Below are 22,429 nucleotides of genomic sequence, written 5' to 3' on the forward strand. Positions count from 1 at the left end.
GAAAGCGATGACCACCTCGAGAAAGAGCCGCATCGACGCGCTGCCCGCGGAACTGCGGGAGACGCTCAAGCGCCGGCTGGCCGGCCGGGCGGAGCGGTCCGACGTCATCGGCCGGGCGCCGCGCGAGCACGCCCTGCCGCTGTCGTTCGCCCAGCAGCGCCTGTGGTTCCTCGACGAGTTTCGGCCCGGGGACGCGGAGTACAACAGCGCCGTGGGGCTGCGGCTGACCGGCCCGCTCGACACCGGTGCGCTCACCGGCGCGCTGGCGCAGCTGGTGGCCCGCCACGAATCCTTGCGCACCACCATCGACGACACCGGCGGCACCCCGGTGCAGGTCGTCCACGCCGCGCCGGAGATCGGAGTGCGGACGGTGGACCTCACCACCGATCCCGCGCTGCGGCCGGCCGATCTGGACGAGGTCCTCGAAGCCGAGTACGGCCGGTCGTTCGACCTCCGCCGCGGCCCGCTGCTGCGGCTGCTGCTGGTGCGGGTCGCCGAAGAGCACCACGTCCTGCTGATCACCGCCCACCACATCGTCACCGACGGCGAATCGATGGGCATCCTGGTGGGCGAGCTCGGCACGCTCTACGCCGCCGCCGTCCGCGGCGAGCCCGCGACCCTGCCCGAGCCGGCGGTCCAGTACGCCGATTTCGCCGTGTGGCAGCGCAACCGCCTCGCCGGGCCCGCCCTCGACCGGCACCTCGCCTACTGGACCACGCAGCTGGCCGGCGTCGAACCGCTCGACCTGCCGGCCGACCGGCCGCGGCCCGCCGTGCGCACCACGGCGGGGGCCGTGCACCACTTCAGCGTCCCGGCCGAGGTCGCCGCCGGGCTGGCCGAGCTGGCCCGGGTCCACGACACCACGCTGTACACCGTGCTGGTCGCGGCCTGCCAGGTGCTCTTCGCCCGCTACACCGGCCGGACCGACATCGCCGTGGGCACGGTGGTTTCCGGCCGGAACGCCCCCGAGCTGCAGCGCACGGTCGGCTTCTTCGTCGACACCGTCGTCATCCGGTCCACTGTGGACCGCGCCGCGCCGTTCGGGACGTTCCTCGACGCCGTCCGCGCGACGGTGCTGGAGTCCTTCGAGCACGCCGAAGCCCCGTTCGAAAAGCTCGTCGAAGCTCTGCACGTCGACCGCGACCCCAGCCGCAACCCGCTGTTCGACGCGATGGTGCTGCTGCACGGGAGCGCGGGCGGCCCGGCGGACTTCGCCGGCGTAACGGCCGAGCCGGTCGAGGTGGCCCGCCGCGCCGCCAACTTCGACCTCACCGTCGAGTTCCAGCCGTCCGCCGCCGCCCTGGAAGGATCACTCGAGTACAACACCGACCTGTTCGACGAGCGGACCGCCGTCGCGCTGGCCGAGCACCTGACCGTGCTGCTGACCGCGATCGCCGCCGACGCGCGGCGGCCGGTCGGCGAACTGCCGCTGCTGACCGGCGCCGAGCGGCGCCGGCTGCTCACCGAGTGGAACGACACCGCGCTGGACGTGCCCGCGGCCACCGTCACCGAGCTGTTCGAGTCCCAGGCCCAGCGCAGCCCGGACGAAACCGCGCTCGTCGCCGGCGACATCGGGCTCGGCTTCGCCGAGCTGAACGCCCACGCCAACCGGCTGGCCCGCCACCTCGTTTCGCTGGGTGCGGGCCCCGAGCGGGTGGTGGCGCTCGCCCTCCCGCGGACCGCCGAGGCGATCATCGCCTTCCTCGCGGTGCTGAAGGCCGGCGCGGTGTACCTGCCGATCGACCCGGCCCTGCCCGCCGACCGGATCGAGCTGCTGCTGCGGGACGCCGGCGCCACCCTGGTCGTCACCCGCGACGGCGGCCCGGCCACGCCGGTGCCCGGTCTCGTCCTCGGCACCCCGGAGACCACCGCCGCACTGGAGGAGTACGCCGGCACCGACCTCACCGACGCCGATCGCCTCGCGCCGCTGCGGGCGGCCAACACCGCCTACGTCATCTACACCTCCGGATCCACCGGGCGCCCGAAGGGGGTGGCGGTCCCGCACCGCAACCTGACGAACCTGCTGTTCAACCACCGCAACGACTTCGCCGCGCCCGGGCGGCGGCTGCGGGTCGCGCTGACCGCGACCCTGTCGTTCGACACGTCGCTGGAAGGCCCGCTGCTCATGGCCGACGGCCACGAGCTGCACCTGATCGGCGACGACGTCCGGCTCGACGCGCACGCCCTCGTCGACCACATCGCCGAGCACCGGATCGACTTCCTCGACCTGACCCCGACCTACCTGCGCCGGCTGGTGCCCGCCGGGCTGCTGACCGATCCGCGGCACCGGCCCCAGATCCTCATGCTCGGCGGCGAAGCGCTGGACGACACGCTCTGGCGGGAGCTCGGCGCCGCCGAAGTCACGGTGGCGCACAACTTCTACGGCCCGACCGAGTACACAGTGGACGCGGTGTCGTGCCGGGTCGGGGCCACCGCCCGTCCGGTGCTGGGCCGCCCGCTGGCCAACACCCGCGCCTACGTCGTCGACCAGGACCTGCGGCCGGTGCCCGCCGGGGTGCCCGGCGAGCTCTGCCTCGCCGGGGCGCAGCTCGCGCGCGGCTACCTCGGCCGGCCCGGCCGGACCGCCGGCAGCTTCGTCGCCAACCCGTTCGGCGAACCCGGCGAACGCATGTACCGCACCGGCGACCGCGTCCGCTGGACGGCGGACGGGCAGCTGGAGTACCTGGGCCGCCTCGACGACCAGGTGAAGATCCGCGGCTTCCGGGTCGAACCGGGCGAGGTCGAAGCCGCGCTGACGCGCCTGCCCGGGGTCACGGCCGCGGTCGTCGTCGCCACCCGGCCGGAAGACGGCCACGCCCGGCTGGTCGCCTACGTCGTCGGCGCCGGAGCGGTCCCGCCCTCGGCGGCCGAGCTGCGCGAAGCCCTGCGAGCCACGCTGCCCGACTACCTCGTGCCATCGGCGTTCGTCCCGATCGACGCGATTCCGCTGACGTCGCAAGGAAAAGTCGACCGCCGGGCGCTCCCAGCGCCCGACGCGCCGGCGGACGGCGGCCAGGCCTACGTGCCCGCGCGCACCGCCGTCGAGCACCAGCTGGTGGCGATCTGGTCCGAGGTGCTCGGCAACGACCGCATCGGCGTCGAGGACAACTTCTTCGGCCTCGGCGGCGACTCGATCCTCAGCATCCAGGTGGTGGCCCAGGCACGCCAGGCCGGCCTGCGGCTCACCTCGCGCGACATCTTCCTGCACCAGACCATCGCCGGCCTCGCGACCGCGGTGCAGACCACCGCGGCGCACGCCCCGGCCGCGGTGGCGCCGGTCGCCGGCCCGGCGCCGCTCACCCCGATCCAGCACTGGTTCTTCGACACCCACGGGCCGCTGGACCACTTCACCATGTCGCAGCTGCTGGAGCTGCCCGCCGACGTCGACCAGCAGGCGCTGCGGACCGCCGTCGACGCGGTCGTCGCCCACCACGACGCCCTGCGGACCCGGTTCTTCACCCTCGACGGGCAGTGGCGGCAGGAGGTCACGCCTGCCCCGCCCACCGGGGTCCTGCGGATCCGGGACCTGTCCTCCCTCGGCGAGGCCGGGCAGCGCGCCGGCATCGAGGCCGCGGCCGCGCAGGTGCGCGCCGGGCTCGACCTGGCCACCGGCACCCTCGCCGGCGCGGCGCTGCTCGTCCGCGGCACCCGGCCGCCGCTGCTGTTCCTGGCCGTGCACCACCTGGTGGCCGACGGGGTGTCGCTGCGGCTGCTGCTCGGCGACCTCGAAACCGCCTACCGCCAGGTCACCGCCGGGGCACCGGTCCGGCTCGCGGCCACGGCCACCCCGTTCACCCAGTGGGCGCACCTGCTGGAGCGGCACGTCCGCGCCGGCGGGTTCGACGACGACCTCGAGCACTGGACGCAGGTGGCGCGCCGGGTCCCGGCGGCGCTGGCGGCCGACCACGCGGGGGCCGGCACCACCGGTTCCACCCGCACCCTGACGGTGACCCTCGGCGCCGAAGACACCGACGCGCTGCTGCACCGCGTCCCCGCGACGTACCGGACCCAGGTCAACGACGTGCTGCTGAGCGCGCTCGGGCGGGCACTGGCGGACCGCACGCACTCCGACGGCGTCCTGATCGCCCTGGAGGGGCACGGCCGGGAGGACGTCCTCGACGGCGTCGACCTCTCCCGCACCGCCGGCTGGTTCACCACCCAGTTCCCGGTCGCGCTCGACCTGCCGCCGTCGGGGGACTGGGGCGCCACCCTCAAGGCGGTCAAGGAGCAGCTGCGGGCCGTCCCGCGCCGGGGCTTGAGCTACGAGGCGCTGCGGTACCTCGGCGAGCCCGGGGCGCCGGGGCACGCCCTGCAGGCGTTCCCGTTGCCGCAGATCTGCTTCAACTACCACGGCCGCTGGGACGGCGGGTCCGGCGGCGACGGCCTGTTCCGCGGCCGGCACGACAGCCCGGGCCCGGACATCGCCCCGGACGAGGCGAGCACCTACCAGCTCGACGTGACCGGGGTGGTCGAGTCCGGCGAGCTGTCGCTCACGTGGTCCTACTCCGACCAGGTCAACGACGAAGACACGGTCCGGGCGCTGGCCGAGGCGATGCTGACCGGCCTGCGGGGGATCGTCGCGCACTGCGCGCTTCCCGGCAGCGGCGGCCGCACCCCGTCGGACTTCCCGCTGGCCCGCCTGGATCAGTCCGCTGTGGACAGATTGGTCGGCGACGGGCGCGAAGTGGACGACCTGTACCCGATGACCCCGCTGCAGGCGGGCATGTTGTTCCACAGCCTGCTCGATCCCACCGCCGACGCCTACGTCGACCAGGCGCGGATGCTGCTCGACGGGGTCCGCGACCCGGACGCGTTCGCGCTGGCCTGGCAGCAGGTGGCCGACCGGACGCCGGTGCTGCGGACCCAGCTGGTCTGGGACGGCGTCGAGGAACCCCTGCAGGTGGTCCGGCGCCGGGCGGTCGTGCCGATCACCCGCCACGACTGGCGCGGGCTGTCCGAGGCCGAGCAGACCGCCCAGCTGGAGCGGCTTTCGGCCGAGGACGCCGCGGCCGGGCTGGACCTGGCCACCGCCCCGCTGATGCGGTTGGGCATCGTCGCGCTGACCCACGACCGGGTGCTGCTGATGTGGACCTCGCACCACATCGTGCTCGACGGCTGGAGCCTGGCCCAGATCTTCACCGAGGTGTGCGAGCAGTACGCCGCCCTCACCGAGCACCGGGCGCCGCGCGTGCCGGCCCACCGGCCGTTCCGCGACTACCTCGGCTGGCTGGCCGCGCAGGACGTGCCGGCGGCCGAGAACCACTGGCGCGCGGCGTTGTCCGGGTTCGCCGCCCCCACCCCGCTGCCGTGGGACCGGCCACCGGCCCAGGCGCACCGGACGCGGTCGTCGCGGACGATCCGGGCCGCCTTGTCCACCGAGGACACCACGCGGCTGCGGGACGTCGCCCGGCGCCACGGCCTGACCGTCAACACCCTCGTGCAGGGCGCCTGGGCGCTGCTGCTGGCCCACTCCAGCGGCGAGTCCGACGTCGTGTTCGGCACCACCGTCTCCGGCCGCCCCGACGACCTGCCGGGCGTGGAAAGCATGATCGGGATGTTCATCAACACCGTCCCGACGCGCACGCGGATCGACAGCGGCGAGCCGGTGCTGGCGTGGCTGAAGCGGCTGCAGGACGAGCAGAACCAGGCCCGGCGCTACGACTTCCTCGCCCTCGGGCGGCTGCGCTCGCTCAGCGACGTTCCTTCGGGGCAGAACCTGTTCGACAGCATGGTCGCGTTCGAGAACTACCCGTTCGACGAGAACGCGGCCGCGCAGGCCGGGGTCACCCTGCGGGAGGTGACCGCCCTCGACGCCACGACGTTCCCGGTGACCCTGCGCGCGTACGTCGACCGGCGACTGGGCTTCGAGCTCGGCACCGACCCGGACCTGTTCGACGCCGAAACCGCCGAAGCGCTGGCGGCCCGGCTGGAGACGCTGCTGCTCGGGATGGCCGAAAACCCGGACCGCCCGATCGCCCGGCTGCCGTGGCTGTCGGCCGAGGACCGGGCCCGGCTCGTCGTGGACCAGACGCCGTCCTTGCCCGCCCCCACCATCACCGAGCTGTTCGCCGCGCAGGTCGCGGCGCACCCGGACGCGATCGCGCTCACCGGCGACGGCAGCTGCCTGACCTACGCCGAGCTCAACACGCGGGCGAACCGGCTGGCGCACCGGCTGATCGCGCTCGGCGCCGGACCCGAACGGTTCGTCGCCCTGCGCCTGCCGCGCTCGCCGGAGCAGGTCGTCGCCATCCTCGCCGTGCTCAAGGCCGGGGCCGCCTACCTGCCGATCGACCCGGCCACCCCGGCCGAGCGCGTCGACCGGATGCTCGCCGACACCGACCCCGTCGCGGTCCTCACCCCCGAGAACGTCGAGGTGGCCACCGGCCCGGACACCGACCCGCCGCTGCGCTGCACGCCGGAGCACCCCGCCTACGTCATCTACACCTCCGGCTCGACCGGGCTGCCGAAGGGCGTGGTGATCCCGCACCGCAACGTCACCCGCCTGTTCGCGGCGACGGACGCCCGGTTCGGCTTCGGCTCCGACGACGTCTGGACCCTGTTCCACTCCTACGCCTTCGACTTCTCCGTCTGGGAGATCTGGGGTCCGCTGCTGCACGGCGGCCGGCTCGTCGTCGTGCCGCACGCGGTGTCCCGCTCGCCGCGGGAGTTCCTGCGCCTGCTGGCCGACGAAGGCGTCACCGTGCTCAACCAGACGCCGTCGGCCTTCTACCAGCTCGTCCGGGCCGACGAGGACGATCCGGAAGCCGGCGCCCGGCTGGCGCTGCGGTACGTGATCTTCGGCGGCGAGGCCCTGGAAACGCGCCGGCTGGCCGGGTGGTTCGCCCGCCACGGCGACCGCGCGCCGCGGCTGGTGAACATGTACGGCATCACCGAAACCACCGTGCACGTCACCCACCACGATCTCGGGTCCGACAGGGACACAGTGGACACTCCAGGGCTCGTCGGCACCGTCCTGCCCGACCTGCGCGGCTACGTCCTCGACGCCGACCTGAACCCGGTCCCGGCCGGGGTGCCCGGCGAGCTCTACGTGGCCGGCGACGGCCTGGCCCGCGGCTACCTCGGCCGGCCGGGGCTGACCGCCGCCCGATTCGTCGCCGACCCGTTCGGCGCGCCCGGGTCCCGGATGTACCGGTCGGGGGACCGGGTGTCCCGCACCGGCGGCGGCGCCCTGCGCTACCACGGCCGCGCCGACCAGCAGGTGAAGATCCGGGGCTTCCGGATCGAACCGGGCGAGATCGAGGCGACCCTGCTCGCCCTGCCGGAGATCGGCTCGGCGGCGGTGCTGGCCCGCGAGGACGAACCGGGCCGCAAGCGGCTGGTGGCCTACGTCGTCGCGGCGACGCCGGACGCCCCGCCGAGCGCGGCGCGGCTGCGCGAGCACCTGGCCCGGTCCCTGCCGGACTACATGGTGCCCTCGGCGTTCGTCACCCTCGACGAACTCCCGTTGACCCGCAACGGGAAACTCGACCAGCGCGCGCTGCCGGCGCCCGCCGCGGCCGCCCCGGCGGGGACGGCGTTCGTCGAGCCCCGCACCGACTCCGAACGCACGGTCGCGGCGGTCCTGGCCGCTTCCCTCGGCCTGGAGCGCGTCGGGGCCGGCGACAACTTCTTCGAGCTGGGCGGGGATTCCATCCTCAGCATCCGGTTCTCCTCCGCGCTGCGCGAGGCCTTCGGCGTCGAAGTGTCCCCGCGGACGGTGTTCGACCACCCGACGGTGGCGGGCCTGGCGGCCGCGCTGCCCGCCGCGTCGGCCACCCCGCTGTCCGCGGCGATCACCCCGGTGGACCGCGGCGAGGAGCTGCCGCTGTCCTTCGCCCAGCAGCGCCTGTGGTTCCTCGACGACTTCGCGCCCGGCAGCACCGACCACGTCACGGTCTTCGGCGTGCGGCTGCGCGGGGATCTGCGGCCCGACGCCCTCTCCCGGGCGCTGACCGCGCTGATCGCCCGGCACGAGTCGCTGCGCACCACCTTCCCGGCCGTGGACGGCCGGCCCCGCCAGGTCGTGGGGGAGCCGTGGCAGCTCGCGCTGCCGGTCACCGACCTGAGCGGCTCGACGGCGGCGGAGGAGGACCTGCGGCGGCTGCTGGCCGAGGACCTCGCCCGGCCGTTCGACCTCGCCCGCGGCCCGCTGCTGCGGGCCCGGCTGGTCCGCGTGGCCGCCGACGACCACGCGCTCGTCCTGTCCCTGCACCACATCGTCACCGACGGCTGGTCGATGGGCGTCCTGGCCGGCGAGCTGGCCACCCTCTACGGCGACGAGCGAGCCGAACTCCCGGCGTTGCCCATCCAGTACGCGGACTTCGCCGCGTGGCAGCGCGAGCGCCTCACCGGCGACTTCCTCGACGACCAGCTCGGCTTCTGGCGCCACGAGCTCGACGGCCTGCGCCCGCTCGACCTGCCGACCGACCGCCCGCGGCCGGCCACCCGGACGTCGAACGGCGCCGAGCACGGGTTCACCCTCGGTGCCGAGGCGCTCGCCGGGCTGCGCCGGCTGAGCCGCGAGCACGACACGACCCTGTTCACGGTGCTGGTCGCGGCCGGCCAGCTGGTGCTGCGGCGCTGGTCCGGCCAGGACGACGTCGCCGTCGGCACGGTGACCTCCGGCCGGGACCACCCGGAGGTCCAGGACCTGGTCGGGCTCTTCGTCAACACCGTGGTGCTGCGGTCCTCCGTGGACGGACGGCAGGGCTTCGGGGAGCTGCTCGGCGCCGTCCGGCGGACCGTCCTGGACGCGTTCGCCCACCAGGAGGTGCCGTTCGAGCGGATCGTCGACGAGCTGAGCCCCGACCGCGACCCCAGCCGTACCCCGCTGTTCGAGGTGCTGGTGACCCTGCAGAACGCCGGCAACCGCCTGCCCGCCCTCGCCGGGCTCACCGCGGGCGAGCTGACGTGGGCGATGACCACCGCCGGGTTCGACCTGAGCGTCGAATTCGAGGAGCACCCGGACGGCCTGCGGGGCCTGCTCAACTACAACACCGACCTGTTCGACGCGGCGACGATGCGGCGCTTCGCCGAGCACCTCACGGTCCTGCTCACCGCCGTCGCGGCCGAGCCGGACCGGCCCGTCGACGCGCTGCCGCTGCTGCCCGCGGCCGAGCACGACCTGGTGGTCGAAGCGTGGAACGCGACCGACCGCCCGGTGCCCGGCACCACCGTCGTCGAGCTGTTCGACGCCCAGGCCGCCCGGACTCCGCACGCGACCGCGCTGGTCTGCGGCGACACGGCGTTGACCTTCGCCGAACTAAACGCCGGGGCCAACCGGATCGCGCGTGTCCTCGTCGCCCGCGGCGCCGGGCCCGAGCGGCTCGTCGCCGTCGCCCTCCCGCGCTCGACCGACCTGGTCGTCACGATCCTCGCCGTGCTCAAGGCCGGCGCCGTCCACCTGCCCCTGGACCCCGAACTGCCCTCCCGGCGCCGGGAGGCGCTGCTGGCCGACGCCCGGCCGGTGCTGGTGCTCACCGAACCGGTCGCCGCGGGAGACGACGTGCCGGACACCGACCTCACCGACGCCGACCGGCTCGCGCCGCTCACCCCGGACCACGCCGCCTACGCGATCTACACCTCCGGCTCCACCGGAACGCCCAAGGGCGTGCTCGTCGGCCACCGCGCGCTGGCCAACCTGGCCGCCGACCATGCGGCGGAGTTCACCGCCGCCGCGGGCCGGGACCGGCTGCGGGTGGCGCTGACCGCCGCGTTCTCCTTCGACGCGTCCTGGGAAACCGTGCTGCTGATGCTCACGGCCGGGCACGAGCTGCACGTGATCGACGGCGACACCCGGCTCGACCCCGCCGTGCTCGCCGGTTACGTCGCCGAGCACCGGATCGACCTGGTCAACTCGACGCCGTCGTTCGTCCGGCACCTCCTGGACACCGGGCTCCTCGACGCGGGGCCGCACCGGCCGCCGGTGCTGCTGCTGGGCGGGGAAGCCGTCGGCGAAGTGCTGTGGCGCGCCCTGAGCGACCTCGACGGCGTCACCGCGTTCAACCTCTACGGCCCGACCGAGTGCACGGTCGACGCGACCCTCTGCCGGATCGGGGAGACCGACCGTGAGGTGATCGGCCGCCCGGCCGGGAACGTGCGGGCCTACGTCCTCGACGACCGGCTGCGTCCGGCGCCGATCGGCGTGCCCGGCGAACTGCACCTGGCCGGCGTCCAGCTGGCCCGCGGCTACCTGAACCGGCCCGGTCTGACCGCGGACCGCTTCCGCGCCAACCCCTTCGGGCCGGCCGGCAGCCGGATGTACGCCACCGGCGACCGGGTCCGCTGGACCGCCGGCGGGTACCTGGAGTACCTCGGCCGCGTCGACGACCAGGTGAAGATCCGCGGCTTCCGGATCGAGCCCGGCGAGGTCGAGGCGGCGTTGCGCGCCCTGCCCGAGGTCGCGGACGTGGTGGTCGTCGCCCGCCGCGACGACGGCCACGCGCGGCTGGTCGCCTACGTCGTCCCTGCCGAAGGGGCCCCCGCGGACCCGGCACGGCTGCGGACGGCGCTGAAGGCGACCCTGCCCGACCACCTGGTGCCGTCGGTGTTCGTCCCCCTCGAGCGGCTCCCGCTGGCGACCAGCGGCAAGGTCGACCGCCGTGCGCTGCCCGCGCCCGCCGTCCACCCGGCCCCGGCCGAGGGCCGGACCGCCCCGCGCACGGACACCGAACGGCTGCTGGCGGACATCTGGGCCGACGTCCTCGGCGTCGCGGAACCGGGAGTGGACGACAACTTCTTCGCACTGGGCGGGGATTCGATCCTCAGCATCCAGGTCGTCTCCCGGGCCCGGCGGCACGGCCTGCGCCTGACCTCCCGGGACGTCTTCCGCCACCAGAGCATCGCCGAGCTCGCGCTCGTCGCCGCCGCCGAAGCGCCCGCCGAGCCCGAAGCCGGGTTCACCGGCGCGGCGCCCCTCACCCCGATCCAGCGGTGGTTCTTCGAGACCGGCCACCACGACCACTTCACGATGTCCACGCTCGCCGAACTCGATCCCGGCGTGCAGGTCCCCGCCCTCGAAACGGCGCTCACCGCGGTGCTGGCCCGCCACGACGCCCTGCGCACCCGGTTCACGCGCACCGGCGACGGGTGGCGTCAGGAGTTCCGGCCCGACGCGGAAATCCCGGCGCTCCGGCACGTTGACGTGTCCGATGTGTCCGATGTGGACATCAGTGCGGTCGCGGCCGAAGCCCGGGCCACCCTGCGCGTCGGTGACGGCCCGCTCGTCGCGGCCGTGCTGATCACCGCCCGGGAGCGGCCGCCGCGCCTGCTGCTGGTCGTCCACCACCTGGTGGTCGACGGCGTGTCGTGGCGGATCCTGTTCGACGACCTGGAAACCGCCTACCGCCAAGGGGTTTCCGGGCAGCCGGTCGACCTCGGTCCGGCTCCGGTGAGCTACCTCCGCTGGGCCGACCGCCTGGCCGGGAACGCCCGCACCTTCGAGACCGAACTGCCGTACTGGACCGGCGTGCTCGACGGCGTCGTCGCGGACCTGCCCGTGGACGGGGCGGGGGAGAACACCGCCGGCCGCACCCGCACGATCACCGTCCGGCTGGATCCGGACACCACCGACGCCCTGCTGCACCAGGTGCCCGAGGTCTACCGCACGCAGATCAACGACGTCCTGCTCAGCGCGCTCGGCCGGGTCCTGGCCCGCTGGACCGGCCGCGAGCGCGTCCTGGTCGCGCTGGAGGGACACGGCCGCGAAGAGATCTTCGACGACCTCGACCTCTCCCGCACGGTCGGCTGGTTCACCGCCGAGTTCCCGGTCGCGCTCACTCTTCCGGTGGGCGACGGCTGGGGACCGACGCTGAAGGCGGTCAAGGAGCAGCTGCGGGCCGTGCCCGGCAAGGGCCTCGGCTACGGCGCGCTGCGGCGGCTGACGCCGGACTCGCCCCTGCGCGACGGCCCGGTGCCGCAGATCTCACTGAACTACCACGGGCAGTGGACCACCGGCGGCGACGCCGAGGGGCTGTACCGGGGCTGGGGCGGCGACCTCGGCGACGACGTCGACCCGGGTCGGCCGCGCAGCGCCCTGCTCGACGTCGTCGGCATCGTCGACGGCGGCGGCCTCGAATTGGCCTGGACCTACGTGCCCGAGGTGCACCGCGAAGACACCGTGCGCGGGCTCGCCGAGCAGGTCGCCGCGGCGCTGCGGGAGATCGTCGAGCACTGCGGCACGCCGGGGGCCGGCGGCCGCACGCCGTCGGACTTCCCGCTCGCCCGGCTGAGCCCGGTCGAGCTGGACACCGTGGCCGGCGACGGCCGCGCGGTCGAGGACGTCTACCCGCTGACCCCGCTGCAGGCCGGGATGGTGTTCCACACCCTGGTCGACGACGGCTCCCCGGCCTACTTCGAGCAGGTCCGCATCCGGCTCGGCGGGGTCGCCGACCCCGCCGGGCTCGCCGCGGCCTGGCAGCGGGTCGTCGACCGCACCCCGGTGCTGCGCACCCGGCTCGTCTGGACGGGTGTCGAAGAGCCCGTGCAGGTGGTGGACCGCACCGCGACGCTGCCGGTCGCCCAGCACGACTGGCGCGACCTCGGCCCGGCGGAGCGGGAAGCCGCTCTGCGGGAGCTCTTGGCGGCCGACCGCGCCGTCCCGTTCGACCTGACCCGGGCGCCGCTGACCCGGCTGGCCATCGCCGCGCTGCCCGGCGACGAGGTCGAGCTGGTGTGGACCTCCCACCACGTGCTGTTCGACGGCTGGAGCTCCGCGCAGGTCTTCGCCGAAGCCTGTGAGCAGTACGCCGCCGCGGGCGCCGGCGTCCGGCCGGCCCTGGTCACCCGGCGCCCGTACCGCGACTACCTCGGCTGGCTGGCGGACCGCGACGAGGGGGCCGCCGACGAGTTCTGGCGGGGCGCACTGGCCGGCTTCGACGCCCCGACCGCGCTGCCCTACGACCGCCCGCCGGCCGAGGCCCACCAGTCCCGTTCGACCGACTCCGTCCGGCTCGAGCTGCCGCCGGCCGCGACGCTGCGGCTGCGCGAGTTCGCCAGGACCCACGGCCTCACCGTCAACACCGTCGTGCAGGGCGCCTGGGCGCTGCTGCTGGCGATGCTGTCGGGCGACCGTGACGTCCTCTTCGGCACCACTGTCTCCGGCCGCCCGGCCGACCTGGCCGGCGTCGAAACCATGATCGGGCTGTTCATCAACACCATCCCCACCCGCGTTCGCGTCGACGGCGCCCAACCGGTCGCGCAGTGGCTCGGGCAGCTGCAGGCGGCCCAGAGCGAGGCCCGCGACCACGACTTCGTGTCGCTGGCCCGGCTGCGCCCGCTCAGCGACGTCCCCGCGGGGCAGAACCTGTTCGACAGCATGGTCGTGTTCGAGAACTACCCGATCAGCGAGCCCGCCACCGCGGGCGCGCCCCGGGTCGTCGAGGTTTCCTCGGCCGACGCCACGAACTTCCCGCTGTGCCTGCGGGCGTCCCTGGACGAAAGCCTCGCGCTGGACCTGGCCTACGACCCGGCGCTGTTCGACCCCGGCACCACCGCGGCGCTCACCGACCGGCTGGTCCTGCTGCTCGACGCCGTCACGGCCGACCCGGACCGGCCACTGGCCCGGGTGCCGTGGGTCGACGCCGCCGAACGCGCCCAGGTGCTCGCCGACGCCCACGGCCCGGGTGCGGCCGGGACGCCGTCGACGGTGCCCGCGCTGTTCGCCGCCCAGGCGAAGCGCCGTCCGTCGGAGCCCGCTGTGCTCGCCGGCCACCGGACCCTGACCTACGCCGAGCTCGACGAGCGGGCGAACCACCTGGCCGGCCGGCTGGCCGGACTCGGCGTGGCCACCGAAGACCGGATCGGGCTGCTGCTCGAGCCGTCGCCTGCGCACGTGGTCGCCGAGCTCGCCGTGCTCAAGGCCGGCGCGGCCTACGTGCCGCTGGACACCCGGGCGCCGCACGAGCGGCTGCGCGCCGTGCTCGCCGAAGCCGGGGTGTCGGTCGTGGTGGCCGGGGACACCTGGACGACGGCGGCCGAAGCCGTCCACAGTGGACCGGTACTGACCGTCGGCGAGCAGCGGTCGCCGACCGCGCCGGAGGGCCGCGTCGGTCCGGAAAACCTCGCCTACGTGATGTACACCTCCGGCTCCACCGGCGTCCCCAAGGGCGTCGCCGTGCGCCACCGCGACATCACCGCGCTGGCCCAGGACAGCCGGTTCGCCGGCGGCGCCCACACCCGGGTGCTCGCCCACTCCCCGCTGGCCTTCGACGCCTCCACCTACGAGCTGTGGGTCCCGCTGCTCACCGGCGGCGCGACGGTCCTGCCCGACGGGCCCGACCTGACCTTGGAATCGTTGCGGCGCGCGGTTTCCGAGCACGCGGTGACGGCGGCGTGGCTCACCGCCGGGCTCTTCCGCCTGCTCGCCCAGGACGCCCCGGACGGCCTGCGCGGCCTGCGCGAGGTGTGGACCGGCGGCGACGTCATCCCGCCCGCCGTGGTGCGCGCGGTCCAGGCCGCGTGCCCCGGCCTGGTCGTGGTCGACGGCTACGGTCCCACCGAAACCACCACCTTCGCCACCTCCTTCCGGATGACCGGCGAGGCGGGCGTGCCCGAGCCGGTCCCCATCGGCCGTCCGCTCGACGGCATGCGCGCGTACGTGCTGGACGCCCAGCTGCGCCCGCTGCCCGCCGGGGCGCCCGGCGAGCTGTGCCTGGCCGGGGCGGGCCTGGCGCGCGGCTACCTCGGCCGCCCCGGCCTGACCGCCGAGCGGTTCGTCGCCGACCCGTTCGGCGAGCCGGGGGCGCGGATGTACCGGACCGGCGACGTCGTCCGGCGCGGTCCCGGCGGCGAACTGGTGTTCCTCGGCCGCTCCGACGACCAGGTCAAGCTGCGCGGGTTCCGGATCGAGCTCGCCGAGGTCGAGACCGTGCTGGCCGTCCACCCGGCGATTGCCCAGGCGGTCGCCACCGTCCACCCGGACTCCTCCGGCACCCGCAGGCTGATCGCCCACGTCGTCGCCGCACCCGGGCGCACCGCGGACCCCGGCGAGCTGCGCGCGCACGCCGCCGCGGTACTGCCCGAGTACATGGTGCCCGCCGTGATCCTGGTCCTGGCGGCGTTGCCGTTGAACCGCAACGGAAAGGTCGACCGCCGCGCCCTGCCCGTGCCGGACGGGCCGCTGACGTCGCGCTCGCCCTACGTCGAGCCGGCCACCGCGACCCAGCGCGCCGTCGCCGGCATCTGGCAGCGGCTGCTCAAGGTCGAGCGGGTCGGGGCGAAGGACAACTTCTTCGAGCTCGGCGGCGATTCGATCCTCAGCATCCGGCTCGTTTCCCGGCTGCTGGCCGAATGCGGCGTGTCGCTGTCGCCGCGGGCGGTGTTCGCGCACCCGACGGTCTCCCGGCTCGCCGCCGCGATCGAAACCGTCGGAGCGACCGCCCAGGACCCGATTCCGGTGGTGCCCCGCGACCGCGAGCTGCCGCAGTCCTTCGCCCAGCAGCGGCTGTGGTTCCTCGACGAGTTCGAGCCCGGCGGCACCGAGTACGTCACCAGCTCCGCCGTGCGCCTGCGCGGCGAACTGGACGTCGACGCGCTCGCCGGGGCGTTCACCGCGCTGGTCGCCCGGCACGAGCCGCTGCGCACCACGTTCGGCTCGGCCGACGGCCACGGCGTCCAGATCGTGCACCCGCCGTCGCCGGTCCCGCTGCCGGTCACCGACGCTCGCGAGGAGGAGCTCACGGAGATCCTGCGCGCCGACGGCGAGCAGCCCTTCGACCTGAGCGAAGGCCCGCTGCTGCGGGCGAAGCTGATCCGGCTCGCCCCGCGGGAGCACGTGCTCACCGTGGCCGTGCACCACATCGTCACCGACGGCTGGTCGAACGGGCTGATCGCCGAGGAGGTCGGCGCCTTCTACGCGGCCGCGCTGCGCGGCGAACCGGCGGACCTGCCGCCGTTGCCGGTGCAGTACGCGGACTTCGCGGCCTGGCAGCGCGGCCGGCTGGCCGAGCGGGTCCTGTCCGGCCAGGCCGGCTACTGGACCGAGCGCCTGCGCGACCTCACCCCGCTGGAGCTGCCCACCGACCGGCCCCGCCCGCCGGTGCGCACCACCCGCGGCGCGACGCGCGAGATCGCCGTCCCGGCGGCGGTGACCGCCCGGCTCGAGCAGGTGAGCCGGCAGCGCGAGACCACGCTGTTCACCACGCTCGTCGCCGCGTGCCAGGTGGTGCTCGGCCGCTGGGCCGGCCAGGACGACGTGGCCGTCGGCACGGTCACCTCCGGCCGGGAGCGGCCCGAGCTGGAGGGGCTCGTCGGCTTCTTCGTCAACACCCTGGTGCTGCGGTCGCGGGTCCGCCCGCAGCTGGCCTTCACCGCGTTCCTCGACGAGGTCGCCGCGGGCGTCCGCGAGGCGTTCGACCACCAGGACCTGCCGTTCGACCGGGTCGTCGACGCCGTGCAGCCCGGCCGGGACCCCAGCCGCACCCCGTTGTTCCAGGTGATGGTGGTGCTGCAGAACAGCCCCCGGGAAGCGGCCCGGCTGCCGGGGCTGGAGACCGAGGAGCTCCCGCAGCCCGCGACGGCGGCGAACTTCGACCTCACCCTCGAGTTCCAGCCGGACGGGGACGTGCTGCGGGCCGCCCTGACCTACAACACCGACCTGTTCGACGCCCGCACGATCGACCGCCTGGCCGAGCACCTGGGTGTCCTGCTGGCGGGCGTCGCCGACCACCCGGACCGGCCCCTGTCCCGCCTCCCGCTGATCGGCGCGGCCGAACGCGACCTCGTCCTGGGCGCCTGGAACGACACGGCCCGCGAGGTGGGGCCGGCCACGCTGCCCGAGCTGATCGCGGCCCGGGCCCGCCGTACCCCGGACGCGATCGCGGTGCTTTCGGGCGAATCCCTCACCTACGCCGAGCTGGACGCCCGCGCGAACCGGCTGGCCCGGGTGCTCGCCGGGCACGGCATCGGCCCGGAGCGGATCGTGGCGCTGGCCCTGCCCCGGTCGGTGGAGATCGTCGTGGCGCAGCTCGCGGTCCTGAAGGCCGGCGGGGCGTTCCTGCCGGTCGACCCGACCTACCCGATCGAGCGCATCACGTTCATGCTCGCCGACGCCCACCCGGCCCTGGTCCTGACCCTCGACGGCCTGGCCCCACCGGCGCCGGACGGCGTGCCGGTGCTGATGCTGGACGACCCGGAGCTGTTCGGCGGCGAGCCGGCTGTGCTCGCCGCGCCGGTCCGCCCCGAGCACCCCGCGTACGTGATCTACACGTCCGGCTCCACCGGCCGGCCCAAGGGCGTGGTCGTCACCCACGCCGGCCTGGCCGGCTTCGCCGCGGCGGAGGCCGAGCACCTGCGCGTCACCGAGGGCGATCGGGTCCTGGCCTACTCCTCGCCGAGCTTCGACGCCGCCGTCCTCGAACTGTGCCTGGCGCTGCCCGCCGGGGCCGCGCTCGTCGTGGTCCCGCCCGAGCCGCTGCTGGGCGAACCCCTCGCCGAGTTCCTCGCCGCCCACCGGATCACCCACACCCTGATCCCGCCCGCCGCGCTGGCCACCGTCCCGGCGACCGACCTGCCGGACCTGCGCACGCTCGTCGTCGGCGGCGACGCCTGCCCGGCGGAGCTGGTGGACCGCTGGGCACCGGGACGGCGGATGATCAACGCCTACGGTCCCACCGAGTCGACGATCGTCGCGACGTGGAGCGAGCCGCTGGTGCCGGGAACACCACCGCCCATCGGACGGCCGATCCCGAACACCCGCGTCTACGTGCTCGACGCCGCGCTCGAACCGGTGCCGATCGGCGTGGCGGGCGAGCTGTACGTCGCGGGGCCGAGCCTGGCCCGCGGCTACCTCGACCGCCCGGGGCTGACCGCCGACCGGTTCACCGCCGACCCGTTCGGCGCGCCGGGGGAGCGGATGTACCGCACCGGCGACGTCGTCCGCTGGACCGCGGCCGGGCAGCTGGAGTTCGGCGGCCGGGCCGACGACCAGGTCAAGGTGCGCGGGTTCCGGATCGAGCTCGGGGAGGTGGAAGCGGCGCTGACGCGGCACCCCGGGGTGGCCGCCGCCGTCGCCGCGGTCCAGGAGGACTCCTCGGGCCACAAGCGCCTGGTCGCCTGCTACGTCCCCGAACCGGGGACGGACCCGGTCGGCGCCGCCGGGCTGCGCGAGTTCCTGGCCGGGTCGCTGCCCGGGCACCTGGTGCCCTCGGCCCTGCTGGAGCTGCCCGCGCTGCCGCTGGGCCCGACCGGCAAGGTCGACCGCCGCGCCCTGCCCGTGGTCGCCGCCGCGGCCGAGCCCACCACCGGCCACGTCGAGCCGGCGACGCCGGCCGAGCGGGTGCTGTGCGAGATCTGGGCGCAGGTCCTGGGCCTGGACCGGGTCGGCACCGCGGACAACTTCTTCGAGCTGGGCGGGGACTCCATCCTCAGCATGCAGGTCGTGTCCCGGGCCCGCCAAGCCGGGCTGCGGCTGACGACGAAGGACCTGTTCCTGCACCAGACGATCGCCGCACTGGCCCCCGAGGCCGGCGCGGTGGCCGAGCCGGCCGAACTCGACGGGCCGGTCACCGGGCCGGTGCCGCTGACCCCGATCCAGGACTGGTTCTTCGCCACCCACACCGTCAACCCGCACCACTTCAACCAGTCGATGCTGGTCGAGCTGGCCGACGGCTTCGACGCCGATGCGCTGCGGCGGGCACTGGCCGCGGTGTGGACCCACCACGACGCCCTGCGGATGCGGTTCACCCGCACCGGTGAGGGCTGGCACCAGCACAACGCCGGCGTCGAGCCGGTGCCCGGGCTGCGCCACGAGGACCTGACCGCCGTGCCCGTGGCCGAGCGGGCGGCCGCCCTGGAGCGGATCGCCGACGACGTCCACGCCGGGTTCGACCTCACCGAGGGCCCGCTGCTGGCCGCCGCACTGGTCACCGCCGATCCGGCGTGGCGGCCGAGGCTGTTCCTGGCCGCGCACCACGTCGTGGTCGACGCCGTCTCGTGGCGCATCCTGCTCGACGACCTCGACACCGCCTACCGGCAGGCCGCCCGGGGCGGCCCGGTCGACCTCGGCCCGCGCACGACGTCGTTCCGGGACTGGGCGCACCGCCTGCGCGACCACGTCCGGGCCGGCGGGTTCGACGACGAACTGGCGTACTGGACCGGCCTGCCCGCCTCGGGCGAGCTGCCGGTGGACCACGACGGCGAGGTGGCCGGCACCGGCACGGCGGAGGTCACCGTGGTGCTGGACGCCGACGACACCAACGCCCTGCTGCGGTCGGCGCCGTCGGCCTACCGCACGCGGGTCAACGACGTCCTGCTCACCGCCCTGGCGTGGGCACTGGCCCGGTGGACCGGGCGCCCGGACGTGTCGATCGCCCTGGAAGGCCACGGCCGGGAGGACGTCCTCGACGGCGTCGACCTCAACCGGACCGTCGGCTGGTTCACCACCCTGTACCCGGTGGCCCTCTCGATCGACGACGCCGCGGACACCCCGGACTGGCGGACGCTGGTCAAGTCCGTCCGCAAGCAGCTGCGGGCGGTGCCGGGCAACGGGTTCGGCTACGGCGCCCTGCGCCACCTCGGTACCCCGGAGGTCCGCGAGCGGCTCGCCGGGACCGGGCCGCAGCCGGAGATCTCGTTCAACTACCTCGGCCAGTGGGACGGGTCCGGGGCGGCCGGGGCGGCGGCGGCCGAGAGCCTTTACGCCGCGGTCCGCGGTTCGCTCGGCCGCGACCACGACCCGGCCGAGCACCACCCGCACCTGCTCGACCTGGTCGGCGCGGTCCAGGACGGCGAGCTGGTGTTCTCCCTGATCCACCAGCCGGGGCGCCACGACCGGCGGACCGTCGAAGCGGTGGCCGGCGACTTCGCCGCGGCCCTGCGGCGGATCGCCGCCGACAGCCGGACCTCCGACAGCCGGACCTCCGGCGGCCGGAGGGAGCGGCGGTGACCACGCGGCTTTCCCGGAACCGGAACTACCAGCTGCTGTGGGGCAGCCAGGCGCTGTCGGAAGCCGGCTTCAGCGCGTCGATGATCGCGTTGCCGCTGCTGGTGCTGGCGGTGACCGGCTCGCCGGCGCTGTCCGGGCTGGTGCTCGGGGTGGACGCGATGGCCCAGCTGCTCGCGGGGCTGCCCGCGGGCGCGCTGGCGGACCGGTGGGACCGCAAGAAGATCCTGCTCGGCTGCGAGGCGGTCTACGCGCTGGCGGTGGCGAGCCTGGCGGCGGCGATCTGGTGGGACGTGGTGCGCGTCCCCCACCTCATCGCGGTCGCGGCGGTGCTGGGGTGCTGCCGGTCGCTGTTCGGGCCGGCCGAAGGCGCGATGCTGGCCGGGGTGGTGCCCCCGGCCCAGCTGCCCACCGCGGTGGCGATGAACTCCGCGCGCGGCGCGCTCGGCCAGCTGTCGGGCACGGCGGCCGGCGGGTTCCTCTACGGCATCGGGCGGGCCGTCCCGTTCGCGTTCGACGTGCTCGTCCACCTGATCTCGCTGGTCGCGCTGACCTTCGTCCGGGCGCCCCGCCGGGAGGCCGTGCCGTCCGGCGGCGGGCACCTCGGCAAGGAGATGGCCGAGGGACTGCGCTGGGTGTGGAACGAACGGCACGTGCGCGTCACGGTGGCGTGCGCGGTGAGCCTGAACTTCTTCTTCAGCGGCTACTACATCGTCATCATCGTGCTGGCCAAGGAGCGGGGCGTCACCTCGGGCGAAATCGGCGTGATGGCCGCGATGCTCGGCGTCGGCGGGGTGGCGGGGTCGCTCATCGCGCCGTACCTGCAGCGGCGGCTGAGCCCGTACGTGTCGATCATGAGCGTGTTCTGGGTGCTGACCCTGCTGACCCCGCTGGCGGCGGTGATCCACGACGGCTACCTGCTGGGGGCGCTGTTCGTCGCGATGGCCCTGCTCCCGCCGACGGCCAACACGACGATCGGGACCTACCAGCTGCTGCTCACCCCCGACCGGCTGCGGGGCCGGCTGACCAGCGTGATGGGCGTGATCGGCGGGGTGTCCGCGGCGACCGGGCCGGCCTTCGGCGGCCTGGTGGTGCAGGCGTTCCCCGGCACGGACGCCGTCCTGCTGTGCGCCGCGGGGATCGCACTGGTGACCGTGGTCGTCACGATCAGCCCCACCCTGCGCCGGTTCCCCCGCGCCGACACGCTCACCCCCGCCGCAACCGAACCCCAGCCGGTGGGCGGCCGGCCGGGGCAGACCGACCCCGCTTCCCCCGACGGACCGAACGAGGAGAAAACGTCATGACCACGCAGGAGCCGGACCTCGCTTTCGCCTTCGAAGACCTGCTGGCGCGTTCGGCCGAGCTGCGCGAGCGCGGCCCGGTGCACCACGACGAAGAGCGGGGGCTGTGGCGGGTGCTCGACCACGCGTCCGTCTCGCGGGTGCTGTCCGACCCGGCGACGTTTTCCTCGGACTTCAGCGGGCTCACGCCGGTCCAGGAGGACTTCGAGACGTTCCGCAAGGGCAACTTCGTCGGGATGGACCCGCCGGACCACCGCAAGCTGCGGACGCTGGTCAGCCAGGCGTTCACCCCGCGGGTGGTGGCCGGCCTCGAACCCCGGATCCGGGCCATCGCCGGCGAGCTGCTCGACGAGGTCGCCGGGAAGTCCCGCTTCGACGTCGTCGACGCGCTCGCGTACCCGCTGCCGATCATCGTGATCGCGGAGCTGCTGGGCGTCCCGGTGGCGGACCGCCCGCTGTTCACGCGGTGGGCCCAGGTGTTGTTCAGCGGCGACCAGCTGGGCGAGTCGGCCGACATGGCCGACATCCAGCGCGCGCTGGACGCGATCGCCCCGACGATCCGCGAGATGAACGCCTACATCCTCGACCACATCCGCCACCACCGCGCCCACCCCGGCCCGGGCCTGACCAGCAGGCTGGTGGAGGCGGAGTTCAACGGCGAACGGCTCGAGGACCAGGAGATCGTGGGTTTCGTGGCGCTGCTGCTGATCGCGGGCCACATCACGACGACCGCGCTGCTGGGCAACGCCGTCGTGACGTTCGACCGGAACCCGGCCGCGGCGGCCGCGCTGCGGTCCTCGCCGGGTGGCCTGCCGGCCGCGCTGGAGGAGGTGCTCCGGCTGCTGCCGCCGTTCCCGGAGCTGGGCCGCCGCACGACGACGGAGGTCGAGCTGGGCGGCCACCGGATCCCGGAGAACTCGATCCTGATGGCCGACCTGGCGGCGGCCAACCGCGACCCGGCGCTCTTCGGCCGCCCGGACGAGTTCGACGCGGGACGCACCCCGAACCCGCACCTGACGTTCGGTCACGGCATCCACTTCTGCTTCGGCGCGCCGCTCGCGCGGCTGGAGGGCCGGATCGCGTTCGAGGTGCTGTTCGAGCGTTACCGGGACATCGCGGTGGCCACGGATGAGGCGGTCGTGTTCCAGAACCCGTCGGTGATCGTGAGCGTGCGCCACCTGCCTCTGGACGTGTCCCCGACCTGAGCCGGAGCCCCGCTCGAGACGCCGATGGGTGGTCGAGGTTCCGG

3 protein-coding genes are annotated in these 22,429 nt (G+C 74.7%); all 3 read left to right on the top strand.

Annotated elements, in window-relative coordinates; translation table 11 throughout:
- The first annotated feature begins 7 nt into the window (after positions 1 to 7).
- Genes AB0M80_RS18730 through AB0M80_RS18740 form a run of 3 tightly spaced genes read left to right on the top strand, consistent with a single transcriptional unit; the run spans position 8 to position 22,385 of the window.
- Complete coding sequence (locus tag AB0M80_RS18730) at positions 8 to 19,882, top strand: non-ribosomal peptide synthase/polyketide synthase (RefSeq protein WP_364565982.1); 19,875 nt, start codon at positions 8 to 10, stop codon at positions 19,880 to 19,882.
- A complete protein-coding gene (locus tag AB0M80_RS18735; protein ID WP_364565985.1) occupies positions 19,879 to 21,183 on the top strand; it encodes an MFS transporter in 1,305 nt (434 codons plus the stop codon). The genes AB0M80_RS18730 and AB0M80_RS18735 overlap by 4 nt, the downstream gene beginning before the upstream one ends.
- Positions 21,180 to 22,385, top strand: a complete 1,206-nt coding sequence (locus tag AB0M80_RS18740; protein ID WP_364565988.1) for a cytochrome P450 — start codon at positions 21,180 to 21,182, stop codon at positions 22,383 to 22,385. Before AB0M80_RS18735 ends, AB0M80_RS18740 begins: the two co-directional genes overlap by 4 nt.
- Positions 22,386 to 22,429 lie beyond the last annotated feature (44 nt).

This window comes from Amycolatopsis sp. NPDC051045, from assembly GCF_040682955.1.
In the GTDB taxonomy this organism is placed as follows: domain Bacteria; phylum Actinomycetota; class Actinomycetes; order Mycobacteriales; family Pseudonocardiaceae; genus Amycolatopsis.

Bases quoted from the DNA above. Each gene is read 5' to 3' on its own strand.
- AB0M80_RS18730 (WP_364565982.1), top strand. From the start codon at position 8: ATGACCACCTCGAGAAAGAGCCGCATCGACGCGCTGCCCGCGGAACTG.
- AB0M80_RS18740 (WP_364565988.1), top strand. From the start codon at position 21,180: ATGACCACGCAGGAGCCGGACCTCGCTTTCGCCTTCGAAGACCTGCTG.